The sequence below is a fragment of the Zwartia hollandica genome, from assembly GCF_019923725.1.
In the GTDB taxonomy this organism is placed as follows: Bacteria; Pseudomonadota; Gammaproteobacteria; order Burkholderiales; family Burkholderiaceae_B; genus Zwartia; species Zwartia hollandica.
The window spans coordinates 625696-644922 of the sequence record NZ_JAHXRI010000006.1 but is presented as its reverse complement, the minus strand read 5'-3'; the positions used below and the strand labels follow the sequence as shown (position 1 = coordinate 644922).

Here is a 19227-nt window from a genome sequence, read left to right as displayed (position 1 = left end):
CCATGAAGACATTTTCTAATCACTTACTGACGATGTTTGCAACAGGAGTCGTCACGGCAGTCATCGCCTCATTTAACCTTGCGCACGCGTCCGATGCCTTCCCGAACAAACCCATTAAATTCATTGTTCCTTACGCTGCAGGCGGTGCCACGGATACAACTGCGCGACTTGTCTCTAAAGAGCTGACCGCAATTCTCGGGCAACCAGTGATTGTTGAGAACAAAGCAGGTGCAGGCGGCAATATCGGAACAGACTATGTTGCAAAGTCCACACCGGATGGCTATACGATGCTGCTGGCGTACACCGGCCCTATGGCTATTAATCCATCGCTGTACGACTCCCTTCCCTTTAAGCCACAACAAGATTTCGCACCAGTCACCTTGCTTGCACAAGCACCTCAGATCTTAGGCGTGCACCCTTCCATACCGGTCACGACCGTCGATGAGTTGGTGGCCTACGCCAAGGCTAATCCAACGGTCCTATTTTTTGGTTCCTCGGGGAATGGTGGAGCAGACCATCTTGCGGGAGAGCTTTTTAAAATGCGCACAGGTGCACAACTCACCCACGTTCCTTACAAAGGTGGGGCTCCAGCGTTGGCAGATTTGGTGGCTGGACGCACGCAACTGCAATTCATGACGATTCCAGCAAGCATTGGGCATATACAGTCCGGTCGCATTCGGCCGCTCGCGATTTTGGCTAAGCAACGCTACCCGCTCTTTCCTAATGTACCAACCATCAGCGAGGCTGGCGTCAAAAATTATGACATTAACAACTGGTACGGCGTGGTAGTCGCAGCAGGCACACCCGAGGCCATTGTCAACAAATTAAATACCGCGCTGATCAAAGCCCTACGCTCAGATGAAGTTCAAGCACGCTTTAGCGGACTGGGCTTGGTGCCAGTCTCGAATAGCCCAAAAGAGTTTCAGACTTTCATTGCGGCCGAGTCCACGCGATGGTCTGAAATCATTCGTGTATCGGGTGCCTCGCTAAAATAAGACAACACGACATCGCACCATACAAAAAATATTCGCCATCATCGGAGTCAACTTATCATGCCGTTCTACACCAAAGGTAACGTCCGCATTCACTATGAAGAGCGCGGCTCGGGATTTCCCCTTCTGATTCTCCCCGGTGGCGGATTAAACTCAACCATCAAGTTCTTCACAACAACCTCGCCTTTCGATGCGATGGAAGAGTTTAAAAACGAGTATCGCTGTATTACGCTGGACTGCCGCAACGCCAACACAGGACAATCCACGGGCCCACTAGAAATTGACCGGCCGTGGGACGCTTACACCGACGATCACTTAGGTCTAATGGACCACCTCGGAATTGATAAATTTTTAGTGATGGGTTTTTGTATTGGCGCGCCCTTCATCTGGAACATGCTCAAGCGAGCACCAAACCGTATCGTCGCTGCGGTGCACGCGCAGCCCAGCGGATTCCGTGCGTCGATTCCTGACTGGTTCCACAGCAACAACATGGCGAATTGGGGGCCCAAGCTTGTGGCGGGACGTCCTGAGCTCAACATGGAGATGGTTGATGCGTTTTTAACAAAGATGTATCGCGCGAATCCAGATTTTGTTTTCACTGTGTCGCGAGATTTTGTTAAGAATTGCAAAACCCCGATACTCGTGATGCCAGACGATTCAGATCCTCACCCCTATTCAGTCGCAATGGAAGTTGCGGACCTGGCCCCTAATTCAGAGGTCAGCATCTACCCTTGGAAGGACCCCAAGGATCACGTACCGATCGCAGTCGAACACGCGCGCACTTTTCTTCGCAAGCACACTCCAAAATGAGACAGCCTCTGCTGGGGCGTCACGGGCAGGTAGGATTTCACTAACTTGACAGATCTTTGACTGTCACCTACCGTATGAAACGCTTGTTTAGCGGCTAAGGTCGCTTGACTAAAAAATAAATCTGGAGAACATAATGAAAGTCTTGAATCGCTTAGTTAAGTCGGCGCTTGTAGCCGCAATGTCCTTGGCGGTTCTTCCGCTAGCGGCGACCGCTCAAAGTTTTCCCGACAAACCCATCAAAATTCTTTGCCCCTTTCCTCCTGGTGGTGGCACAGACTTCGTCTCAAGGATTGTTGGCGCAAAGCTCGCAGAACTAACAGGCTGGCAAGTTATTGTGGAAAACAAACCTGGCGCAGGCGGTAATCTTGCGATTGAATTTGCATCAAAGGCGCCAGCTGACGGATACACACTTGTCATGGGTCAAACAGACAATATGATGCTTGGTCCGTGGCTGTATAACAACCTCACCTACGACAGCGTCAAGAGTTTTTCACCTGTGATTCAAGTCTCAGTTACGCCTGCAGGCATTGGCACCTCGCCAAAGTCAGATCTCAAGACACCGCAAGATCTCGTAAAAAAGGGAAAGTCGGCTGAAGGTTTGCGCTGGGGTACTGCAGGGCTGGGTACACTTGGTCACGTGGTTGGCGAAGATTTCAAGAAACGCGCGAATATCAATCTGCTACAAGTTCCCTACAAGGGCGCTGGCCCAGCCATCACCGATGTCATGGGTGGTCAAGTCGATGTTTACATAGGTACTCTTGCTTCGTTGGCACCGCATGCTAAGAGCGGCAAGCTCCTCGCCGTAGCAGTCACCAGCGGTGAGAGATCGCCGGAATTCCCAAACGTCCCAACGCTGAATGAAACCGTAGCAAAGGGTATGGACTTCAATATCTGGACTGGTTTGTTTGCCCCTGCAGGCACACCACCTGCAGTCGTTGCAACCCTCAACAAAGAACTTAATCGCGTAATGGCCGACCCTGATGTCATCGCGCGATTCAAATCTGCGGGTGTAGCTAGTGCTGGCGGAACCGTGCAAAACTTCGACGCCTTCGTCAAAAAAGACTACGCTAACTGGGGTCGCATCATTAAAGAGTCCGGCATCAAGCTTAACTAACCCACATACTTAAGCAGCCTTGATACCCCCGATCCTTGATGGCTGGCGCTAAACGCGCTGTTTCAGAATAGATGCGGGTATCAGGCTGTGATGGTATCGATGCGACGAATCAAAGTTATTGCTATTGGTGCGTTTTCGGTGCGAAACGATCAAATATATGACGCACCATCCCCTTGGCCAATTCCTCTTCTCCAAAAAATATCTTCCCAAAACCGTCTGCTGCCAATAACTCGGACTCATCTTCACTATGCGTGCGCACGATGATTTCAATGTCCGGATTCAATAGCCTCGCGGTCTCAACCATTTGTCTTACATGAACGGTATCTGGAGTTGCGATAACAAGCATGGCAGCCTTCGCAATATGCGCTTGAATCAACACCGCAGGATCGCCCAGATTTCCCGATACAGCAGCAGAGCCCTCCTCACGTAAGGCTTCAACCCGCTCTCGACTTTGCTCAATAATCACGTAGGGAATGCCACGCTCAGTGAGCGCCTGGCCTATCCTCTTTCCCACTCGCCCATACCCTACAAGCACCAGCTGCCCTTCTAAATATCTGCGATCCGTGCTCATGGGTAGCGCCGCGGTAGGATCCTGTCTTTGATCCAACTTTCTAGCCAAGGCTGACCGACTAAGCACCCAGCGACGCAGTGGTTCGACCGCTTTAAACAATAGCGTGTTGAACGTGATCGATAACAACACACCGGCGAGCACGAGATTCATCACCTCTGAGTCAATCACACCCAAACTTAAAGCAAGACCTGCAAGAATGATTGAGAACTCACCGATTTGCCCTAGGCTCGCTCCAATCGATAATGCCGTGCTTAGGGGATATCGATTCGCAATGACAATCGCGGTCGCACTCGCGAAGTTAACAAACATGACTACCATCACAACGACGAGTATCCGCCCTGGCTGGCTCAGAAATACCACCGGATCAACCATCATGCCAATCGATACAAAAAACAAGACCGAAAAGGCGTCGCGTAAGGGCAGAGTTTCCTCGGCCGCTCGATGACTAAACTCCGACTCCCGCATAACGATACCCGCTACGAAGGCGCCCAAGGCAAACGAGACATTAAAGAATGAAGCGGCTCCCAGAGCAATGCCAATTGCAGTCGTCACAACTGCTAGCGTAAACAATTCTCGAGAGCCTGTTTTCGCAACCTGCCACAGTAACCACGGTAAAACACGCTTGCCCACGATCAACATCAGCGCGACAAACGCGCCCACGAGCAGTAGCGTGTTGCCGGCGGTTAACCAAAGGGAGCTATGGCCAACGTTTGCAGCATCAGTGGTCGTTTTTGCGCTCCCGATGATCGCCGCGAAAGGAGGCAGTAATACCAGCGCCAACACGGTGACTAAATCCTGAACAACCACCCAGCCAACCGCAATACGACCACCCATCGTATCCAGCTCCCCACGAACTTCAAGCGACTTCAGCAATACCACCGTACTGGCGCATGCCAAACAAAGGCCAAAAATCAGGCCGGGAGCAAACCCCCACCCCCATAGCCAGGCGATTCCGGCACCAACCCATGTTGTCAGCGTCATTTGTATCAACGCACCAGGGGCAGCGACTCGCTTAACCGAGAATAATTCACTCGGTGAGAAATGTAAGCCAACACCAAACATCAGCAGCATGATGCCAATCTCTGACAACTGCGCAGCGATTTCAGTGTCGGCGCTGAATCCAGGAGTCGCTGGGCCGATCACAATGCCCGCCACCAAATACCCAACCAGCGCAGGAACTTTAAGTTTCTCTGCGATGAACCCAAGGCACAAGGCTGCGATAAACGCAGCAGCGATGGTTGTGATGACGGTGATGTTATGGTCCAACAGTTTCTCGCGCTGCAACTAATGGTCTATGACTAATCTGCTTTAATACCGTTATCGCGGATAAGTTTTCCGTAGAGTTCGTACTGCTTTTTAGTTGCTGCCCCAAACTCTTGCGCACCTGTGCCACGGATGGTGACACCTAAATCGACAATCTTTTTTCGTGTCTCGGGATCAGACAAGGCCTTTTGAATTTCAACATTTAGTTTTGCAACAATGTCGTTTGGTGTACCGGCCGGTGCGACGATTGCAAACCAAGAGTTAAACAGAAAGTCTTTTGTACCTGCCTGCGACACCGTCGGAGTATCCGGGTATTGAGGCAAGCGCTCAGGCGTCGAGACGGCAAGCAGCTTTAACTTACCTCCAGCGATCAGACCCGTGACCGTACCTAAACCTTGATAAGAGACATCTACTTGGCCAGCCGCCGCAGCCACTGCCGCCGGGGTTGCTCCTTTATAAGGGACGTGCGTCATCGTGACGCCGGCGCGTTGCGTCAGCAAGGCCATCGCAATATGCTGTGGACTACCATTGCCTCCGGAGCCATAGTTCATTTTCCCGGGGTTCGCCTTGGCAGCAGCAAGCAATTCAGCAAGCGTTTTGTACGGTGAATTCGGAGGGACAACGATGCCCCATTCAATCGTTCCCACAAGCGAAACCGGATCAAAATCTTTCAATGCATTCCATGGCATATTGGGATAGATGTGCGGGATCATTGTCAATACACTGTCATTGACTCCACCGAGGGTGTAGCCATCTGGTGCCGACTTAGCGAGTCGATCTGCGCCAATCAAGCCGGATGATCCCGCAATATTTTCGATCACGATCGCTTGTCCCATATTCTGTCCCATCTTCGCGGTCAGAATGCGTGCAGCATTATCGACTGCACTTCCTGCCGCTAACGGAACAATCATACGGATCGCTTTGTTTGGATAGTCTTGCGCGTAAGTTAGGGCGGACGCAGCAGAGAGTGCTGATGCGATCAATAGCGTCTTAAACATCTTTTTCATGTTGGCTTCCTCAAGTAATGCGTTAACGATACAACTAGGAAATTCTTTATGCTAATTTCATCGGCTCGATACCAAGGTCTTTCGCAAGTGCTTCAAGTTCTGTAACGAGTGCATTTGCGACAGGAATACCGTGCTCGCCATACGCTTGACGACGCGCGTGGCTCTGCTCTCCCGGCAACCAAACTCGATCGACACCAGGTAGACGCTCACTTGCCCTGATATCTTGCACGAGAGTATCCACTGCAGACTTGAATACACTGACTTCGCCAAAGGCCTCTAGATTGATCACCAGTATCGCCTGGCCAGTATTCGTGGGCGTCACGCTATCTTTATTAAAGTCGACAACATCTTTACCCATCGCCGCACCTTGTAGGGTCCCGGCTAATAGTCCCACAATCAAGGCTAAGCCGTAGCCTTTGTAGCCGCCGATCGGTAACAAGAATCCTTCTTCTGAACGCTTCGGGTCGAGCAGGGGCTTGCCTTGCCGATCAATCATCCAGCCCTCAGGCATCATCTCACCACGCTTTGCTTTTGCTTTGACCTTTCCGTAGGCAGCAACCGTTGTCGCCATGTCCAACACAATCTCTGGTTCGACACCTGCGGGAATGGCAGCGGCAATGGGATTGGTAGATAGCAGCATGTCCATGCCGCCCCAGGCCGGCAAATGGTTGGCATTACCCACCGCAAAATACAGGCCGATCATATTGTGTGCTACGGGCATACGGGCGTATAGCGATGCAGGGCCAGCGTGATTACTATGACGCGTGCCGACCCAGGCCACGCCCGCTTCACGGGCTTTTACAATTGCCAAATCAACCGCCCGTGACACCACTAGGTGTCCCATCGCGTTATCTCCATCCACAGTCGCCATTGCTGCGCGCTCTTGGACAACTCGAATATTCGGACGTGTATTGATCCCACCAGCGCGGATCCGCTTAACGTACTGGGGCAATCGAATAACGCCATGGCCATCCGAACCTTGCAAGTCGGCTTGCGCCATTAACTGTGCGACAACCTCCGCATCAGACGGGGGTAAGTCGACGCGGACTAAAGCGCGACTAATAAACGCTCGCAATGCGTCGAATTGAACAATAGGGGTGGGGCTAGGGTCTGTCATGGTGGTAGGCTCAATTTAGGATCCTCCACGATACCCCACTCCAAATTCGATCCAAAGATGTTCTTGGGCCATAGACAAATCATTAGTGATAATGTATTATCACTATCAATAAGGACAGCACTCGGCTCTTTGCCGCGAGATCAAGGACATTTAACAATGCAAAAACTAACAGCCCTGAACCGTACTTTGGTCGCACTTGGCCTGATTGCAGCCCTCACTCTGCCTAGCGCAAGCTTTAGCCAATCAGCCTCTGCTGCAGATATAGCGAAGCTCCAAGAAAGCTTACAGGCTATGCGGGATGCATACGAGCAGCGCATCAACGCGCTCGAGCAAAAAATCACAACGCTGCAACAACAGAATGCAAAAGCTGCCACACCGAGGGCGGCTGTAACCCCGGCTAATAGCGCCAAGCCCAGCACAGCGACCCTGCCAACGGCGGTTATTACCCAAGCGCCCCAAACACCTGCTGCGGCGTCAACAGCGTCTACAGCAATCCCAGCTGTCGCCCCCGCACCCACGATGGCGCGCGGGGTAGTCTTGCCGAAAGTCGGCGCGTTTACGCCAGAAATCTCTCTGATTTTGGATGGCAAGTACTCCGCACAAAGTCAGAATCCGGAGTCCTTGCGGCGCGGCTTTATTCCCTCCGGTGGGGAAAGCGTGCCCCGAGGATTCTCGCTTGGGGAATCCGAGTTCGCTTTTGCAGGCACCGTGGACAATCTGTTTCGCGCCGAAGCACGCTTAGTCTTGGGCCAAGATGGAACAGACTTCAGTGTTGCACTCGAGGAAGCATTTTTTGAAACGATCAATCTTCCCGCTGGCTTAAAAGTAAAAGCAGGAAAGTTCTTTTCAAACGTTGGCTACCTCAACAATAAACATCCGCACGAATGGGACTTCGTAGACCTGCCTCTTGCCTACAAAGCATTCTTTGGCGGCCAGCTCAACAACACTGGGGGTCAACTATCCTGGGTCGCACCGCTCGACAACATGTATCTGCGTTTCGGCGCCGAGATCGGCCAAGGCATGCACTACCCTAACAGCAACAACTTCAACGAGAACAAACCCAGACTTGGCACAATCTTCGCTAAGCTTGGAGGAGATGTCGGTACGACCGCCTCTTGGCAAGGTGGACTGTCCTATGTTGGCGCCTCAACGGGGGGACGCCCCAGTATCTCCTCACTCAACGACACCGACACCTTTGACTTCTCGGGCAATACCAATATTCTGATTGCAGATTTTGTCTATAAATGGATCCCCAAAGCAGGCCAGAGCTTCAAGCTACAAGGTGAAGCCTTTTGGAATACGCAAAAGGGCACAGCAACCATCAATACAGCCGTGCCTTATGGCGCTTGCGAGTCAGGCTCTTGTACCGGGAACCCGTACAACAATACGCAAAGCGGCTTTTATGTTCAGGGCATTTATCAATTTATGCCTAACTGGCGCGTGGGTTACCGCTTTGATCAGTTGTATGGCGGCAACTCAAACTACGGTTTTGGCTCAGGCACCTTTGCTGGCAGTGCGCTGGAATCGTGGAACCCTACTCGTAACACCGTCATGCTTGATTGGGCGAACTCTGAAAACTCGATGTTCAGACTGCAGCTCGCGACAGATACCTCGTACGGTCCTGGAAAAACGAATAATCAAGTCTTTCTGCAATACATCATGAGCCTTGGTGCACACGGTGCTCATAAATTCTAGGGCGGCGGCGATGCATACGTCTCTCTTTACTCACTTAATCGCCCTTTCACGCAAGGCTCGGTGGTGCTCCGCCGGTCTAGTGTTTCTGTTGAGTCTGAGCGCCGCCGCACAGGCTCAACTCAAGATATTCGCCACCGTTCCTGAATGGGGGGCACTCGCACAGGAATTGGGTGGGGATAAAGTTTCTGTCTTTACTGCGACCAATGCATTACAAGATCCACACCTCATTCAGGCTCGACCTGGATTGCTCGCGCGCGCGCGCACCACAAATTTATTGATTGCAACAGGGGTAGAGCTAGAGGCGGGATGGCTACCCGTCCTGCAGCGCGACGCAGGCAACCCGAGCATTATGCCCGGACGAGTCGGTATGTTCGAAGCGGCACAATATGTGCAGGTTCTTGACATACCTCTCTCGGTAGACCGTAGTCAAGGCCATGTTCATGCAGCGGGCAATCCACACATCCAACTCGATGCGCGTAACTTCATCCCCATTGCACGAGCGCTCACAGAACGTTTGATACTTTTGGATCCCGCAAACAGCATGCATTACCAAGCGAAATTAAGCGCCTTCTTAACAGATTGGTCAGCCCACATTGCACGCTGGGAAAAGCAAGCGCATGTGTTACGTGACATGAAAGTATGGGTGCAGCATGACGGGTTCACTTACTTAAACCATTGGCTTGGCCTAAAGCAGATCGGGATACTTGAAGCGAATCCAGGCGCTAACCCTTCCCTCACACACCTAACAGCTATCCTAGAAAAGCAAGCGACCTTAAAGGGGCGCCTCGTGATGAGCTCCTCCTACTTAAACAGTAAGCCCGCATTATGGTTTAGTGAAAACGCAAAGATACCTGCTGTGATTCTGCCATTCACCGTCGGTGGTAACCCCGAAGCTAAAACGCTAGAGACTTTATTCGAGGACACCATTCGGCGTCTCGTGCAAGCTCCCTAAGATTGCATGGCTGAGCTCACACTACCTGGTGACGTACCGCTGAGTCTGTTGTGGCCCGCGCTCTGGGCGAGCGTCTTAGTGATCGCCACCCATATTCCACTTGGCGCGCAAGTCCTCGCCCGCGGAATCATCTTTATCGATCTCGCGATTGCACAAGTGGCGGGTCTTGGTGCCTATCTGGTTCTGGTGATTGCAGGCGAGCAGGTGCCCGCATACTGGATACAAATAGGAGCCATATCACTCTCCCTGTGCGCGGCATGGGGGCTTGTGGCCTTAGAGCGTCTGAGTGGTCAATTGCAAGAGCCCATCATTGGCGTAGTGTTTATATTGGCGGCGACAGCGATCCTGCTGTTAGCCCATGGCGACCCCCACGGAGGACAACATCTTTCCGATTTGCTTGCGGGCCAAATCTTATGGGTTTCCTCTGAGCTACTCTCCTATGCCAGTGTCGGCACAGTGGTTATCCTTCTTGGTCTGTACACACTAAGAGCACGTCGTTGGGCTTTCTATAGCCTCTTTGCGATCGCCATCACGATCTCGGTACAACTCGTTGGGGTCTATCTCGTGTTCGCAACGCTCATCATTCCTGCGCTTGCGTGCACAACATTGCACGGACGACACAGATGGTTGATTACATACCTCGTGGCTCTCTCTGGCTATATCGCTGGCATATTCTTCTCAGCGTGGCTAGATCTGCCCACAGGTCCTCTGATCGTATGGGCGCTTGCCGGAGCGGGAATCCTCGCACGACTTTGCTTAGGCAAACAACTAGTGCGAGTCGCTCGGTCGATGTCGGTTAGGTGACAAATAAGACCCGAGCAGCATTCCACAGAGACTTGCAACTGCGCCAACAACTTGCGGCTGTACGGGCTCATCGATACCGGTCACTTCGAGAATAATCCACGTGGAGAGTCCGAACAAAATAGCCAAGGCTGCACCCAAGTTACTGGCTCGCTTCCAAAATAGTCCCGCCGTCAACGGCACAAACGCGCCGGCCAACGTGATTCGGTATGCATTTTCAACCATGGTGTGAATCGATGCCTCAGTTGCAATCGCATACAAAGTGACCAAGGCACTAAATACCAAGACAGTAACGCGGGTCGCTAACAGCAAGGTGCGATCGGACATGTGGGGCACGAACCCTTTCAGAATATTTTCTGTAAAGGTAATAGATGGCGCAAGAAGTGTTCCAGATGCTGTGCTCATGATCACAGAAATCAAGGCGCCAAAAAATATCACCTGCATATAGAACGGCATATGTTCCATGATGAGCGTAGGTAAGATGAGCTGCGCATCTGTGTGTAACAAGTTAGCTACCATCTCCGGGTCGATGATGTTTGCTGTGTACGCCAAAAACAAGGGGACGGCTGCAAAAAAGAAATAGGTTATGCCGCCTATGGTGGTCGCCCAAATCGCGATCGCCTCAGTTTTTGCAGAGTTGACGCGCTGAAAGACATCTTGCTGAGGAATCGAACCGAGCGCCATCGTACAGAGCGTCGCAATCCAAGCGATCATGTCTAGCCACTGTAGCTTAGGTAAAAACTCAAACTTACCCTCAGCCGCCGCCTTAGCGATCACATTCGAGACACCACCCGCCTGATCCGCTGCGTAATTGGTCACCAGCAGTAAACCAATGATGATCACGATCATTTGCACAAAGGTGGTCAACGCGACCGACCACAAGCCACCAAAGATCGTATACAACACAACGACACCCGCTCCGATCAACATACCCTGCGTCATCGTAATCGCATCACCCGAAAGCACATTGAATACAAGCCCAAGCGCGGTGATTTGTGCGGATACCCATCCAAGGTAGGACACCACGATACAGATTGACAGGAGCAGCTCTGTCTGACGGTTGTACCGAATACGAAAGAAGTCACCCAAAGTCAGAAGATTCATGCGGTAGAGGGGGCGCGCAAAAATCAACCCAAACAACACGAGGCAAATAGAAGCGCCAAGCGGGTCAGAGATGAGTCCACTAAATCCTTCCTTTAGAAAGGTCGCAGAAATACCCAGCACTGTTTCGGCACCAAACCATGTCGCAAACACCATCGCGAGCACGATCACAAAAGGCAAGTTACGCCCAGCAGTGACATAGTCTTTTGCGTTGTGGACCTTCGAGGCGCCATACAAACCAATAGCGATCGAAACGGCAAGATAAGCAATCACGAGCCAAAGCAACATGGGGAGTCACCCTTTTATTTTCAGAGTTTCACGAACTTTAACTGCAAAAGATTATAGACAGCGTAGCTACAATTTAGGTAGAGTTGGTTTTTCTGAAGAAGGTGCTCACATGCAAACCACCTCAAAATATCCCTTAAGCTTGCGCCTTGTGCATTGGATGACGGCCATACTACTGTTGACTTTGGTGGTGCTCGGATTCTGGATGACCAGTCGCTCGTCAGCGAATATCTGGGATGCGCTCACGAACACCCTCTATGCCTGGCATAAAGCCCTAGGATTTGCTGCCCTAATAATTGTTGGTGTGCGCTTAGCCATTCGGGCTCGAACACAACCGATTTCGGATAACGCCTCACTTCCTCCAACACAGCGCACGCTAATAAGGCTTGTTCACTTCAGTCTTTACCTATTATTAATCGCCGTACCCTTGCTTGGCTGGGCAGGGGTCACTGCCTTCCCCGCGCTGATCACCCTAGGTGGGTACAACTTACCGGCAATGCCGGGTATCCCGATCGACCAAGCCCTGGCAAAACAATTGCTGGGGCTACATGGCACGCTTGTGATGGTGTTGATTGTTTTGGCGATCGGTCACATTCTGGCCGCACTTAAACATTTGCTGATCAACAAAGACGGGATATTCAACAGGATCTGGTTCGGAAACTCTCCGTAACCAGATCTGCAGGGGACGATTAGTCGAGTTTTGCTCCCGACTTCTTGACGATGTCATTCCATTTTTTCGCCTCACTTTCAACATAAGCGGCAAACTGAGCTGGGGTTGAGCCGACCGGCTCGGCACCCATTGCTTCATATTTTGCGATGACTTCGGGATTTTTCAGTGCCTGGGCGGCTGAGGTAGCTAATTTCTCGATGATGTCAGCCGGCGTGCCTTTAGGTGCCCAATACGCATACCAAGTGCTGATATCAAAGCCAGGGAAGCCCGACTCTGCGATTGTTGGCAAGTCTGGGCGGGCCTTCGCGCGAGCTGTCGTTGTCACAGCAATTGCGCGCAATTTCCCCGAGTTGATCATGGGTGTAGCCGAAGGCATGGAATCAAACATCAGTTGCAGCTGTCCGCCCGCCAGGTCTGTCAGTGCTGGAGCGCTGCCTTTGTATGGAATGTGTTGCATCTGAATGCCGGCCGCGATCTTAAATGACTCACCCGCCAAGTGTTGTGCTGAAGCGCTCCCTGCAGATCCAAAATTCACCTTGCCGGGATTCGCCTTCGCATACTCCACTAAATCCTTTACACTTTTGATCGGAGAATTTGCAGGCACCACTAACACCAACGGCACTTGCGCAAGCTGAGTGATTGGGGTGAAGTCCTTGATTGCATCGAAGCGCATGTCAGGATAGACACTCGGATTAATCACGTGAATTGAAGCATTGGCTAAGAGTGTGTACCCATCCGGCGTTGACTTTGTCACCATTTCGGATCCAATCATGCCACTGGCACCAGGGCGATTGTCAATGACGACACTTTGACCAATCGTCTTTGACATCTCGGCGGCGACGACACGAGCGGTAATGTCCGTTGGTCCGCCCGGAGGGTAGGGCACCACCATTCGAATCGCTTGATTGGGATACGTATTTGTTGTTTGCGCCGCACTCATGGCGGATACGCATAACGCTCCGATTACGAGCCCACTAAACAAGGCTACGCGGGGCAAACTACGTGAGCGTGCAACAGCTAATTGATGTTTCATTTATTTATGTCTCCAAGAATTTCTAGTGCGAGCTTGCCTGTTACCTGGCGATGATGCAAATCGGTCAGGGCATCTGTCAGCCCGGTTAACGGATACGTTTTGGTCACGCCTGGTTGAATCTTGCCGGCCAGCGCCCAGCGCTGAAGCGTATTCATCATCTTTCGCATCGCGGGTAAGTGCAGTTGGGTTTCGTCCTCGTGCGTCCAGCCCGTGTACAAGCCAAAAAAGAAACCCAACACCGACAAGTTCTTAACCAATGCAATATTCATCGGGATGACGGGAACTTGCCCGCTCGCGAATCCGATGGTCAATATCCTCGCACCCTGCGCCGTCGCTCTGACCGCGCGCTCCATCACGGCTCCACCAATCGGATCAAAAATTACATCCACACCGCGGCCCCCCGTCAGCGCCTTCACTTGGCTCGCCAGCGCATCACCTGGCTCAACAGCATGGTCAGCACCTCGAGCGAGCGCAAGCTCACGCTTGACCGGCGTGCTTGCACAAGCGATCACTTTGACTCCGAGTGCCGCCGCGATTTCGACGCACGCCAAGCCAGTCCCAGAGCCTGCCCCAAGCACCAGCAAGGACTCACCTGGTTCGATTTTGGCGCGCCACAGTAAGGCGGTGTAAGCCGTTCCATAGGAGTTGGGCAGAGGTAAGGCCTGCAACCAGCCCATTCCGTTGAGAATTGGGTAAACCGTATGGGCGGAAACGTTGATGCGCTCTGCAAAACAGCCCCATCGCGAAAGACCCATGACGCGATCACCCGGCTGCACATGCTTGACTTGCGGACCGCACGCAACAACCGTACCGACAGCCTCAGTTCCCGGGATAAAGGGCAGAGGCGGCGTCGTCTGATACTTGCCTTCAATCAACAAGCCAGAGGAATGGCTCACGCTTGCATATGCAACATCAATTGTGACTTCGTGCTCTCTTGGGGAGGCGGGCTCGGGCCAATCCTTTACGTGCGCCACCTCTGCCGGACGACCAAACTGCTCACATACCAATGCTCGCACAACGCCTCCTATTCCATATTTTTACTCAGAGAAATGTAGTCTAAATCACTCTTGATCACATCAATGCCGCTTTTACCGTTTCAAATGCATTCGCTGTCAGTATTAACCACTATATGAAGCGCTTAATGTAATGTTTTGTAATTTTGTTGTTTACCCAATGAAAGAATATTGTTACATTGGACGCTCGATAGGGAGTAGCTCAAGATATACAAGCCAGTGTCACAGACGCAGGTTTCTATATCTTCAATCAGTCGTCAGTACGACGTTACAACGTCCGGCTGATTGGGCAACGCCACAGGCTTCTGTGCTGAGCAAGACTGTCGATCCGATGCCCAAGCTCCTGCGCGTATGGCGCGGTTCGCTCAGAGATCACCCAATCCCTGAAAACCGGTTATCAGCTCGCTTTTGAGAATGGGTTTTGTATTGACTTTTTTTGAGGTTTTAACAGATGGAACTCTTTTCAACAGCTTGGTTTTCGGCCCTATTAGCGATCATCCTTATTGACCTGGTACTGGCAGGCGATAACGCTATCGTGATCGCGTTAGCGGCACGCAAACTTCCACCTGAATTGCAGCGAAAGGCGATTATTTGGGGTACGGTAGGCGCGATCGTGGTGCGCTCAGCGATGACGCTCGTCGTTGTCTGGCTCCTGAAGATTCCTGGCCTGATGCTTGTTGGTGGCCTTGGTCTACTGTGGATTGCGTACAAACTCTTGGCCGATACAGACGATGGCTCTGAGCACGATGTTCAGGTCAACTCATTCTGGGGTGCGATGAAAACCATCATCGTCGCCGATGCGTTGATGGGAATCGACAACGTATTGGGCGTCGCGGGCGCCGCGCAAGGGTCGTTCGACTTGGTCGTCATTGGCTTGTTGATTAGCGTGCCGATCGTCGTTTTCGGCAGTGCGATTGTATTGAAACTGGTCGAGCGCTTCCCCATCGTTATCAAGTTAGGCGCAGCGGTTCTGGCTTACACCGCAGCCATGATGATCATCAACGAACAGTTGATTAAGTCGTTCTTTTACAGCGGCGATGCGACTGGCACCGCCTTGCGTTGGGGCGTGGTCGTCTTGGCGATTGTGGGTGTCCTGGGTGCAGGAAAACTTAAAAGCATGAGCGGGAAACCCACTCAACACGGTTAAGTCTGGCTTAAACCCCCCTACAGAGACCCCCGAGTCGGTATGATTTCGGGGGTTTTTCTATTTTGAAGCGCAATGCGCGGGGAATGAAGCATGCAAATTGATCTAACGGGCAAACGTGCGCTTGTGGCCGGTGGCAGCAGAGGCATTGGCCTTGCCATTGCGCACTGTCTCGCCTCGGCCGGTGCTGACGTATCAATCTGTGCGCGCACCAAGGGTCCTCTAGACCAAGCTGCCAAAGAACTCAAGCAGCACGGCCGCAACGTCCTCGCAACAACTTGCGATCTCGCGGATGCTGCCGCCATCAAAAGCTGGGTTGAACAAACAGCCCAGCAGTTAGGTGGCATCGATATCTTGATCAACAATGCCTCGGGCTTTGGTCGCACCGATGACGAAGCGGGCTGGGCCGCAAGTGTACAGATCGACTTAATGGCACTCGTGCGCGCCTGTCATGCTGCGATTCCTTTTCTAGAAAAAGCTGGCGGCAGCATCATTCATATCTCTTCGATTTCCGGACTCGGCGCCAGCGTACGTACGCCGCCTTATGGCGCAATCAAAGCGGCGGTCATGGAATACACGCAAACGCAAGCACTGACCTACGCATCGAAGAAAATTCGCGTTAACTGTATTGCACCCGGCTCAATATTTTTTGAAGGCGGCACTTGGGATAAAGCCAAGCGCGAAAACACCAAACTGTACGACCGGATACTGGCGGGCATTCCCTCCGGGCGCTTCGGTACGCCTGAGGAAATAGGACGCGTAGCAGCATTCTTGTCGAGCGACCTTGCTTCCTGGGTGACAGGTCAAACAATTGCAGTAGATGGCGGCCAGAGCCTCTAAAAACATCCCCGAGAACATTCATGACACAACGCTTAGCAGATCGCATCGCCTTTGTTAACGGCGGTGCCAGAGGCATTGGGCGCGCAAGCGCCTTACGACTGGCCAGCGAGGGCGCGCGCGTCTGGATTACTAGCCGTGACAATGCAGCGATGGACGAAGCGCTGGCAGAGGCCCGTGCGCAAGGACTTTCACTCAATGTCTTGGAGATGGACTCGTCTCAAAGCAAAGCTATTCGCCAAGCCATCTCGCACGTTCATCACACCGAAGGGCGGCTTGATATTCTCGTCAATAACGCTGGGGGCTCGCTTCAAACGCCAGGAGTGTTTGAGCAGCAGTCCGATGAAGACTGGGCCCGCGTGCTGGATTTGAACATTATGGGCACCGTATGGGCGTGCCGCTACACCCTACCCCTGATGAAAGCTCAAGGCGCTGGCCGAGTCGTTAATGTCGGCTCCAAAGCGGGACAATTTGGCAGTCGAGTTACCGGAGCCAATTATGCTGCGGCAAAAGGGGCAGTCAGTGCGCTGACACGCCAACTCGCCATGGAGTATGGCCCAGCCGGGATTACCGTAAATTGTGTGTGTCCTGGCTTGGTGATGACCGCCAGAACCAAAGCGCGCTGGGAGGCTCGCAAGACCCCGGAAGAACGTGCGCAGCTCTTACAGAGCATTCCGCTGCGACGTCACGCTGATCCCAAAGATATCGCTGCGGCGATTGCTTTCCTGGCTTCAGATGACTCTGCCTTCGTTACAGGGATTACACTGGACGTTAATGGTGGTGAGGTCATGGCCTAGGCGCACACTCCGCCTAATATTGCTCGTCTTAGAGGGTTTTATGTTTCTTTCGCTCCGTCTGTTTTTAACAATCACCGCACTTGGGGCACTAGCGGCCTGTGGCACCGATAAGCCCGCAGCTAAACCTACCCCCAAGCCTGCCCGCACCGCCGAGACGATATTTGCAAGCAGCACTGTCGTTTCTGTCAAAAATGCGATTATGGGTGCGTGCTCAACCAAACAGCTACATATTCAACCAGCTGGCGACCAGGTTATTTGCGTTCGTTACAAAACAAACGTGCTCCGAGAACAAATCATTGAGTCTGCGGTGAACAGCGAGTTCGCCAGACACCCTCGAGACCTCGTGCGTTTTACACTCACGTCAAGCGGAAAGGATGTCTTGGTGTTAGGAAACGCGCTGGTCCAATTCCAGTCGCCACTCGGTGTGATGCCAGATAGTGGCTACAGCACAGAAGAGTTGAACTTACTGGACGACAATTCTTTTGCGATGGTGCAAGAAATTCTAAAACTCGCCGGTGCAAAGTAGTCCGCCAACGCGCGTGCTAAAAAAATAAATACTATCTTCTACTTATGATCGAATCAACTAACCCTCACAAACTGATCAACCTCTTTGAACAGAACAAAGAGTGGGTAGCCTCGATTAAGAAGGACGACCCAGAGTTCTTTAACCGGTTAGCCAATCAACAATCGCCCGAGTACCTATGGATTGGCTGCTCGGACTCACGTGTGCCTGCCAACCAAATTACAGGCCTCGCTCCGGGCGAAGTCTTTGTGCATCGAAATATTGCCAATGTTGTCGTACACACAGACCTCAACGCTCTTTCAGTGATTCAGTTTGCGATCGATCAAATTAAAGTGAAACACATCATCGTTGTAGGCCACTACGGCTGTGCTGGTGTACGTGCTGCGCTCGAGAACGTGCGCGTAGGCCTCGCGGACAATTGGATTCGTCACATTAAAGATGTACATGATAAGCATGGCACCTACATGGGCAAGCTGTTACAGCGCACAGATCGAATGGATCGACTTTGCGAACTAAATGTGATCGAGCAGGTTGTGAATGTTTGTCAGACGACCAGTGTTCAAGACGCTTGGGCACGTGGCCAGCCAATCACTGTGCATGGCTGGGTGTACGGTCTAAACAATGGCCTCGTGCAAGATCTTGGGATCAGTATTGCTTCGGCCGATGAACTAGAGCACCGCTACCGCTCTGTTGTTGAAAAGCGTTTCTCCTGACTAAGAGCTTAGCTCTTTTAAGCGCTCACTCTGGAAGGCGCAGAGATCGCAGCGTTCATGCGACGCACTCGTAGGAACAACCAAGTGGCGATCGATAGATTCAACGCGTTCCATAAAATTCCGTTTACGACCGCGGCTTGATACGAGCCTGTCACGTCAAAGATTTTTCCGGACATCCAGCCCCCTAAGGCCATCCCAAGCATCGTCGCCATAATCACTGCGCCGACACGTCGCCCTGTTTGAGCTGCTGGAAAGTACTCGCGAATAATGATGGCATAAGAGGGCACAATCCCACCTTGAAACAACCCAAACATTGCGGAAATCAGATACAGCGAAACGAGGCCGTTGAACGGCAGAAACATCAACAATGCAATGCCTTGCAACGCCGAGCCTAGCAGTAGCGTTTTAATGCCACCGATCCGATCACAAATCACACCGGAGATCAAACGACTAACGACTCCACACGCGAGCATGAGTGACAGCATCTCCGCCCCCCGCGCTGGTCCAAAGCCCAAGTCTACGCAATAGGCTACGATATGTACTTGCGGCATCGACATCGCCACACAGCAAGCAAGGCCCGCTACGATCAAAAGTGACTGGGCTCGACCCGCTGTCAGGCCAAACGGCATTTCAGAAGCAGTGGATGGACGCCCATTTGCTGGCGCGGTAATCTGGTTGAGTGGTGGACGACGTCGCAGGAATAGTGCAAATAACGCCATACCAATGCTACAAACAATACCCATCACAATATAAGTTTCGCGCCACCCTGCTGTCGTGACACCCCAATGG

Annotated in this window: 19 protein-coding genes; 12 read left to right on the top strand and 7 right to left on the bottom strand. The window is 52.2% G+C overall.

From position 1 onward, the window contains the following. The first annotated feature begins 2 nt into the window (after positions 1-2). The 3 genes from KZZ10_RS06410 to KZZ10_RS06400 all read left to right on the top strand — a co-directional run bounded on the left by KZZ10_RS06410 (position 3) and on the right by KZZ10_RS06400 (position 2916). The gene (locus tag KZZ10_RS06410) at positions 3-995 is read left to right on the top strand and encodes a Bug family tripartite tricarboxylate transporter substrate binding protein (protein WP_259660655.1); all 993 of its coding nucleotides are present in this window, start codon (positions 3-5) and stop codon (positions 993-995) included. Positions 996-1052: 57 nt separating this feature from the next. Next, the gene (locus KZZ10_RS06405; RefSeq protein ID WP_259660654.1) at positions 1053-1802 is read left to right on the top strand and encodes an alpha/beta fold hydrolase; all 750 of its coding nucleotides are present in this window, start codon (positions 1053-1055) and stop codon (positions 1800-1802) included. 133 nt (positions 1803-1935) lie between these two features. Next, entirely contained in the window at positions 1936-2916 is a 981-nt protein-coding gene (locus KZZ10_RS06400; RefSeq protein ID WP_259660653.1) for a Bug family tripartite tricarboxylate transporter substrate binding protein, read from the top strand. Positions 2917-3037: 121 nt separating this feature from the next. Here the strand turns inward: KZZ10_RS06400 and KZZ10_RS06395 are convergent, their stop codons facing one another. The 3 genes from KZZ10_RS06395 to KZZ10_RS06385 are packed head-to-tail and all read right to left on the bottom strand — an operon-like array spanning position 3038 to position 6874. After that, entirely contained in the window at positions 3038-4753 is a 1716-nt protein-coding gene (locus tag KZZ10_RS06395) for a cation:proton antiporter (protein ID WP_259660652.1), read from the bottom strand. A 32-nt stretch (positions 4754-4785) separates the two neighbouring features. Further along, entirely contained in the window at positions 4786-5757 is a 972-nt protein-coding gene (locus KZZ10_RS06390) for a Bug family tripartite tricarboxylate transporter substrate binding protein (protein WP_259660651.1), read from the bottom strand. A 46-nt stretch (positions 5758-5803) separates the two neighbouring features. Beyond that, positions 5804-6874, bottom strand: coding sequence for an Ldh family oxidoreductase (locus KZZ10_RS06385; protein ID WP_259660650.1), 1071 nt, complete (start codon positions 6872-6874; stop codon positions 5804-5806). 156 nt (positions 6875-7030) lie between these two features. Here KZZ10_RS06385 and KZZ10_RS06380 point away from each other — a divergent pair, with 156 nt between their 5' ends. From KZZ10_RS06380 to KZZ10_RS06370, 3 genes are read left to right on the top strand one after another with little or no spacing between them, the layout of a single operon-like run. Further along, positions 7031-8569 (top strand): TonB-dependent receptor, encoded by a 1539-nt coding sequence (locus KZZ10_RS06380; RefSeq protein ID WP_259660649.1) that lies wholly within the window; start codon positions 7031-7033, stop codon positions 8567-8569. 10 nt (positions 8570-8579) lie between these two features. Then, positions 8580-9521, top strand: a complete 942-nt coding sequence (locus KZZ10_RS06375) for a metal ABC transporter substrate-binding protein (protein ID WP_259660648.1) — start codon at positions 8580-8582, stop codon at positions 9519-9521. Positions 9522-9527: 6 nt separating this feature from the next. After that, complete coding sequence (locus tag KZZ10_RS06370; RefSeq protein ID WP_259660647.1) at positions 9528-10325, top strand: metal ABC transporter permease; 798 nt, start codon at positions 9528-9530, stop codon at positions 10323-10325. On the opposite strand, the gene KZZ10_RS06365 is transcribed toward KZZ10_RS06370, so the two are convergent. Then, positions 10290-11711 carry a high affinity choline transporter 1 gene (locus KZZ10_RS06365; RefSeq protein ID WP_259660646.1) on the bottom strand — a complete coding sequence of 474 codons (1422 nt, stop codon included), beginning with the start codon at positions 11709-11711 and terminating at the stop codon, positions 10290-10292. The two genes, KZZ10_RS06370 and KZZ10_RS06365, sit on opposite strands and share 36 nt — an antisense overlap. 109 nt (positions 11712-11820) lie before the next feature. Between KZZ10_RS06365 and KZZ10_RS06360 the strand changes: the two genes are divergently transcribed. After that, positions 11821-12378 (top strand): cytochrome b, encoded by a 558-nt coding sequence (locus KZZ10_RS06360; RefSeq protein ID WP_259660645.1) that lies wholly within the window; start codon positions 11821-11823, stop codon positions 12376-12378. A 19-nt stretch (positions 12379-12397) separates the two neighbouring features. On the opposite strand, the gene KZZ10_RS06355 is transcribed toward KZZ10_RS06360, so the two are convergent. Both KZZ10_RS06355 and KZZ10_RS06350 read right to left on the bottom strand, forming a co-directional pair. Further along, on the bottom strand, positions 12398-13318 hold the full coding sequence (locus KZZ10_RS06355) for a Bug family tripartite tricarboxylate transporter substrate binding protein (protein ID WP_259661016.1): 921 nt from the start codon (positions 13316-13318) through the stop codon (positions 12398-12400). A gap of 89 nt (positions 13319-13407) precedes the next feature. Then, complete coding sequence (locus KZZ10_RS06350; RefSeq protein ID WP_259660644.1) at positions 13408-14427, bottom strand: NADPH:quinone oxidoreductase family protein; 1020 nt, start codon at positions 14425-14427, stop codon at positions 13408-13410. A 448-nt stretch (positions 14428-14875) separates the two neighbouring features. Between KZZ10_RS06350 and KZZ10_RS06345 the strand changes: the two genes are divergently transcribed. From KZZ10_RS06345 to can, 5 genes are all read left to right on the top strand, one after another. Next, positions 14876-15571, top strand: a complete 696-nt coding sequence (locus tag KZZ10_RS06345; RefSeq protein ID WP_259660643.1) for a TerC family protein — start codon at positions 14876-14878, stop codon at positions 15569-15571. 90 nt (positions 15572-15661) lie between these two features. After that, positions 15662-16408, top strand: a complete 747-nt coding sequence (locus tag KZZ10_RS06340) for an SDR family NAD(P)-dependent oxidoreductase (RefSeq protein WP_259660642.1) — start codon at positions 15662-15664, stop codon at positions 16406-16408. 20 nt (positions 16409-16428) lie between these two features. Continuing rightward, positions 16429-17202, top strand: a complete 774-nt coding sequence (locus tag KZZ10_RS06335; RefSeq protein ID WP_259660641.1) for an SDR family NAD(P)-dependent oxidoreductase — start codon at positions 16429-16431, stop codon at positions 17200-17202. Positions 17203-17242: 40 nt separating this feature from the next. Continuing rightward, complete coding sequence (locus KZZ10_RS06330; protein ID WP_259660640.1) at positions 17243-17728, top strand: hypothetical protein; 486 nt, start codon at positions 17243-17245, stop codon at positions 17726-17728. A 44-nt stretch (positions 17729-17772) separates the two neighbouring features. Then, complete coding sequence (can, locus tag KZZ10_RS06325; RefSeq protein ID WP_259660639.1) at positions 17773-18438, top strand: carbonate dehydratase; 666 nt, start codon at positions 17773-17775, stop codon at positions 18436-18438. A 17-nt stretch (positions 18439-18455) separates the two neighbouring features. Here can and KZZ10_RS06320 read toward each other — a convergent pair. After that, on the bottom strand, positions 18456-19227 hold a 772-nt coding region (locus tag KZZ10_RS06320; protein WP_259660638.1), incomplete at its 5' end, for an MFS transporter.

Bases quoted from the DNA above. Each gene is read 5' to 3' on its own strand.
- KZZ10_RS06355 (WP_259661016.1), bottom strand. From the start codon at position 13,318: ATGAGTGCGGCGCAAACAACAAATACGTATCCCAATCAAGCGATTCGA.
- KZZ10_RS06410 (WP_259660655.1), top strand. From the start codon at position 3: ATGAAGACATTTTCTAATCACTTACTGACGATGTTTGCAACAGGAGTC.
- KZZ10_RS06375 (WP_259660648.1), top strand. From the start codon at position 8,580: ATGCATACGTCTCTCTTTACTCACTTAATCGCCCTTTCACGCAAGGCT.
- KZZ10_RS06380 (WP_259660649.1), top strand. From the start codon at position 7,031: ATGCAAAAACTAACAGCCCTGAACCGTACTTTGGTCGCACTTGGCCTG.
- KZZ10_RS06340 (WP_259660642.1), top strand. From the start codon at position 15,662: ATGCAAATTGATCTAACGGGCAAACGTGCGCTTGTGGCCGGTGGCAGC.
- KZZ10_RS06405 (WP_259660654.1), top strand. From the start codon at position 1,053: ATGCCGTTCTACACCAAAGGTAACGTCCGCATTCACTATGAAGAGCGC.
- KZZ10_RS06330 (WP_259660640.1), top strand. From the start codon at position 17,243: ATGTTTCTTTCGCTCCGTCTGTTTTTAACAATCACCGCACTTGGGGCA.
- can (WP_259660639.1), top strand. From the start codon at position 17,773: ATGATCGAATCAACTAACCCTCACAAACTGATCAACCTCTTTGAACAG.
- KZZ10_RS06335 (WP_259660641.1), top strand. From the start codon at position 16,429: ATGACACAACGCTTAGCAGATCGCATCGCCTTTGTTAACGGCGGTGCC.
- KZZ10_RS06385 (WP_259660650.1), bottom strand. From the start codon at position 6,874: ATGACAGACCCTAGCCCCACCCCTATTGTTCAATTCGACGCATTGCGA.
- KZZ10_RS06360 (WP_259660645.1), top strand. From the start codon at position 11,821: ATGCAAACCACCTCAAAATATCCCTTAAGCTTGCGCCTTGTGCATTGG.
- KZZ10_RS06365 (WP_259660646.1), bottom strand. From the start codon at position 11,711: ATGTTGCTTTGGCTCGTGATTGCTTATCTTGCCGTTTCGATCGCTATT.
- KZZ10_RS06345 (WP_259660643.1), top strand. From the start codon at position 14,876: ATGGAACTCTTTTCAACAGCTTGGTTTTCGGCCCTATTAGCGATCATC.
- KZZ10_RS06400 (WP_259660653.1), top strand. From the start codon at position 1,936: ATGAAAGTCTTGAATCGCTTAGTTAAGTCGGCGCTTGTAGCCGCAATG.
- KZZ10_RS06370 (WP_259660647.1), top strand. From the start codon at position 9,528: ATGGCTGAGCTCACACTACCTGGTGACGTACCGCTGAGTCTGTTGTGG.
- KZZ10_RS06390 (WP_259660651.1), bottom strand. From the start codon at position 5,757: ATGAAAAAGATGTTTAAGACGCTATTGATCGCATCAGCACTCTCTGCT.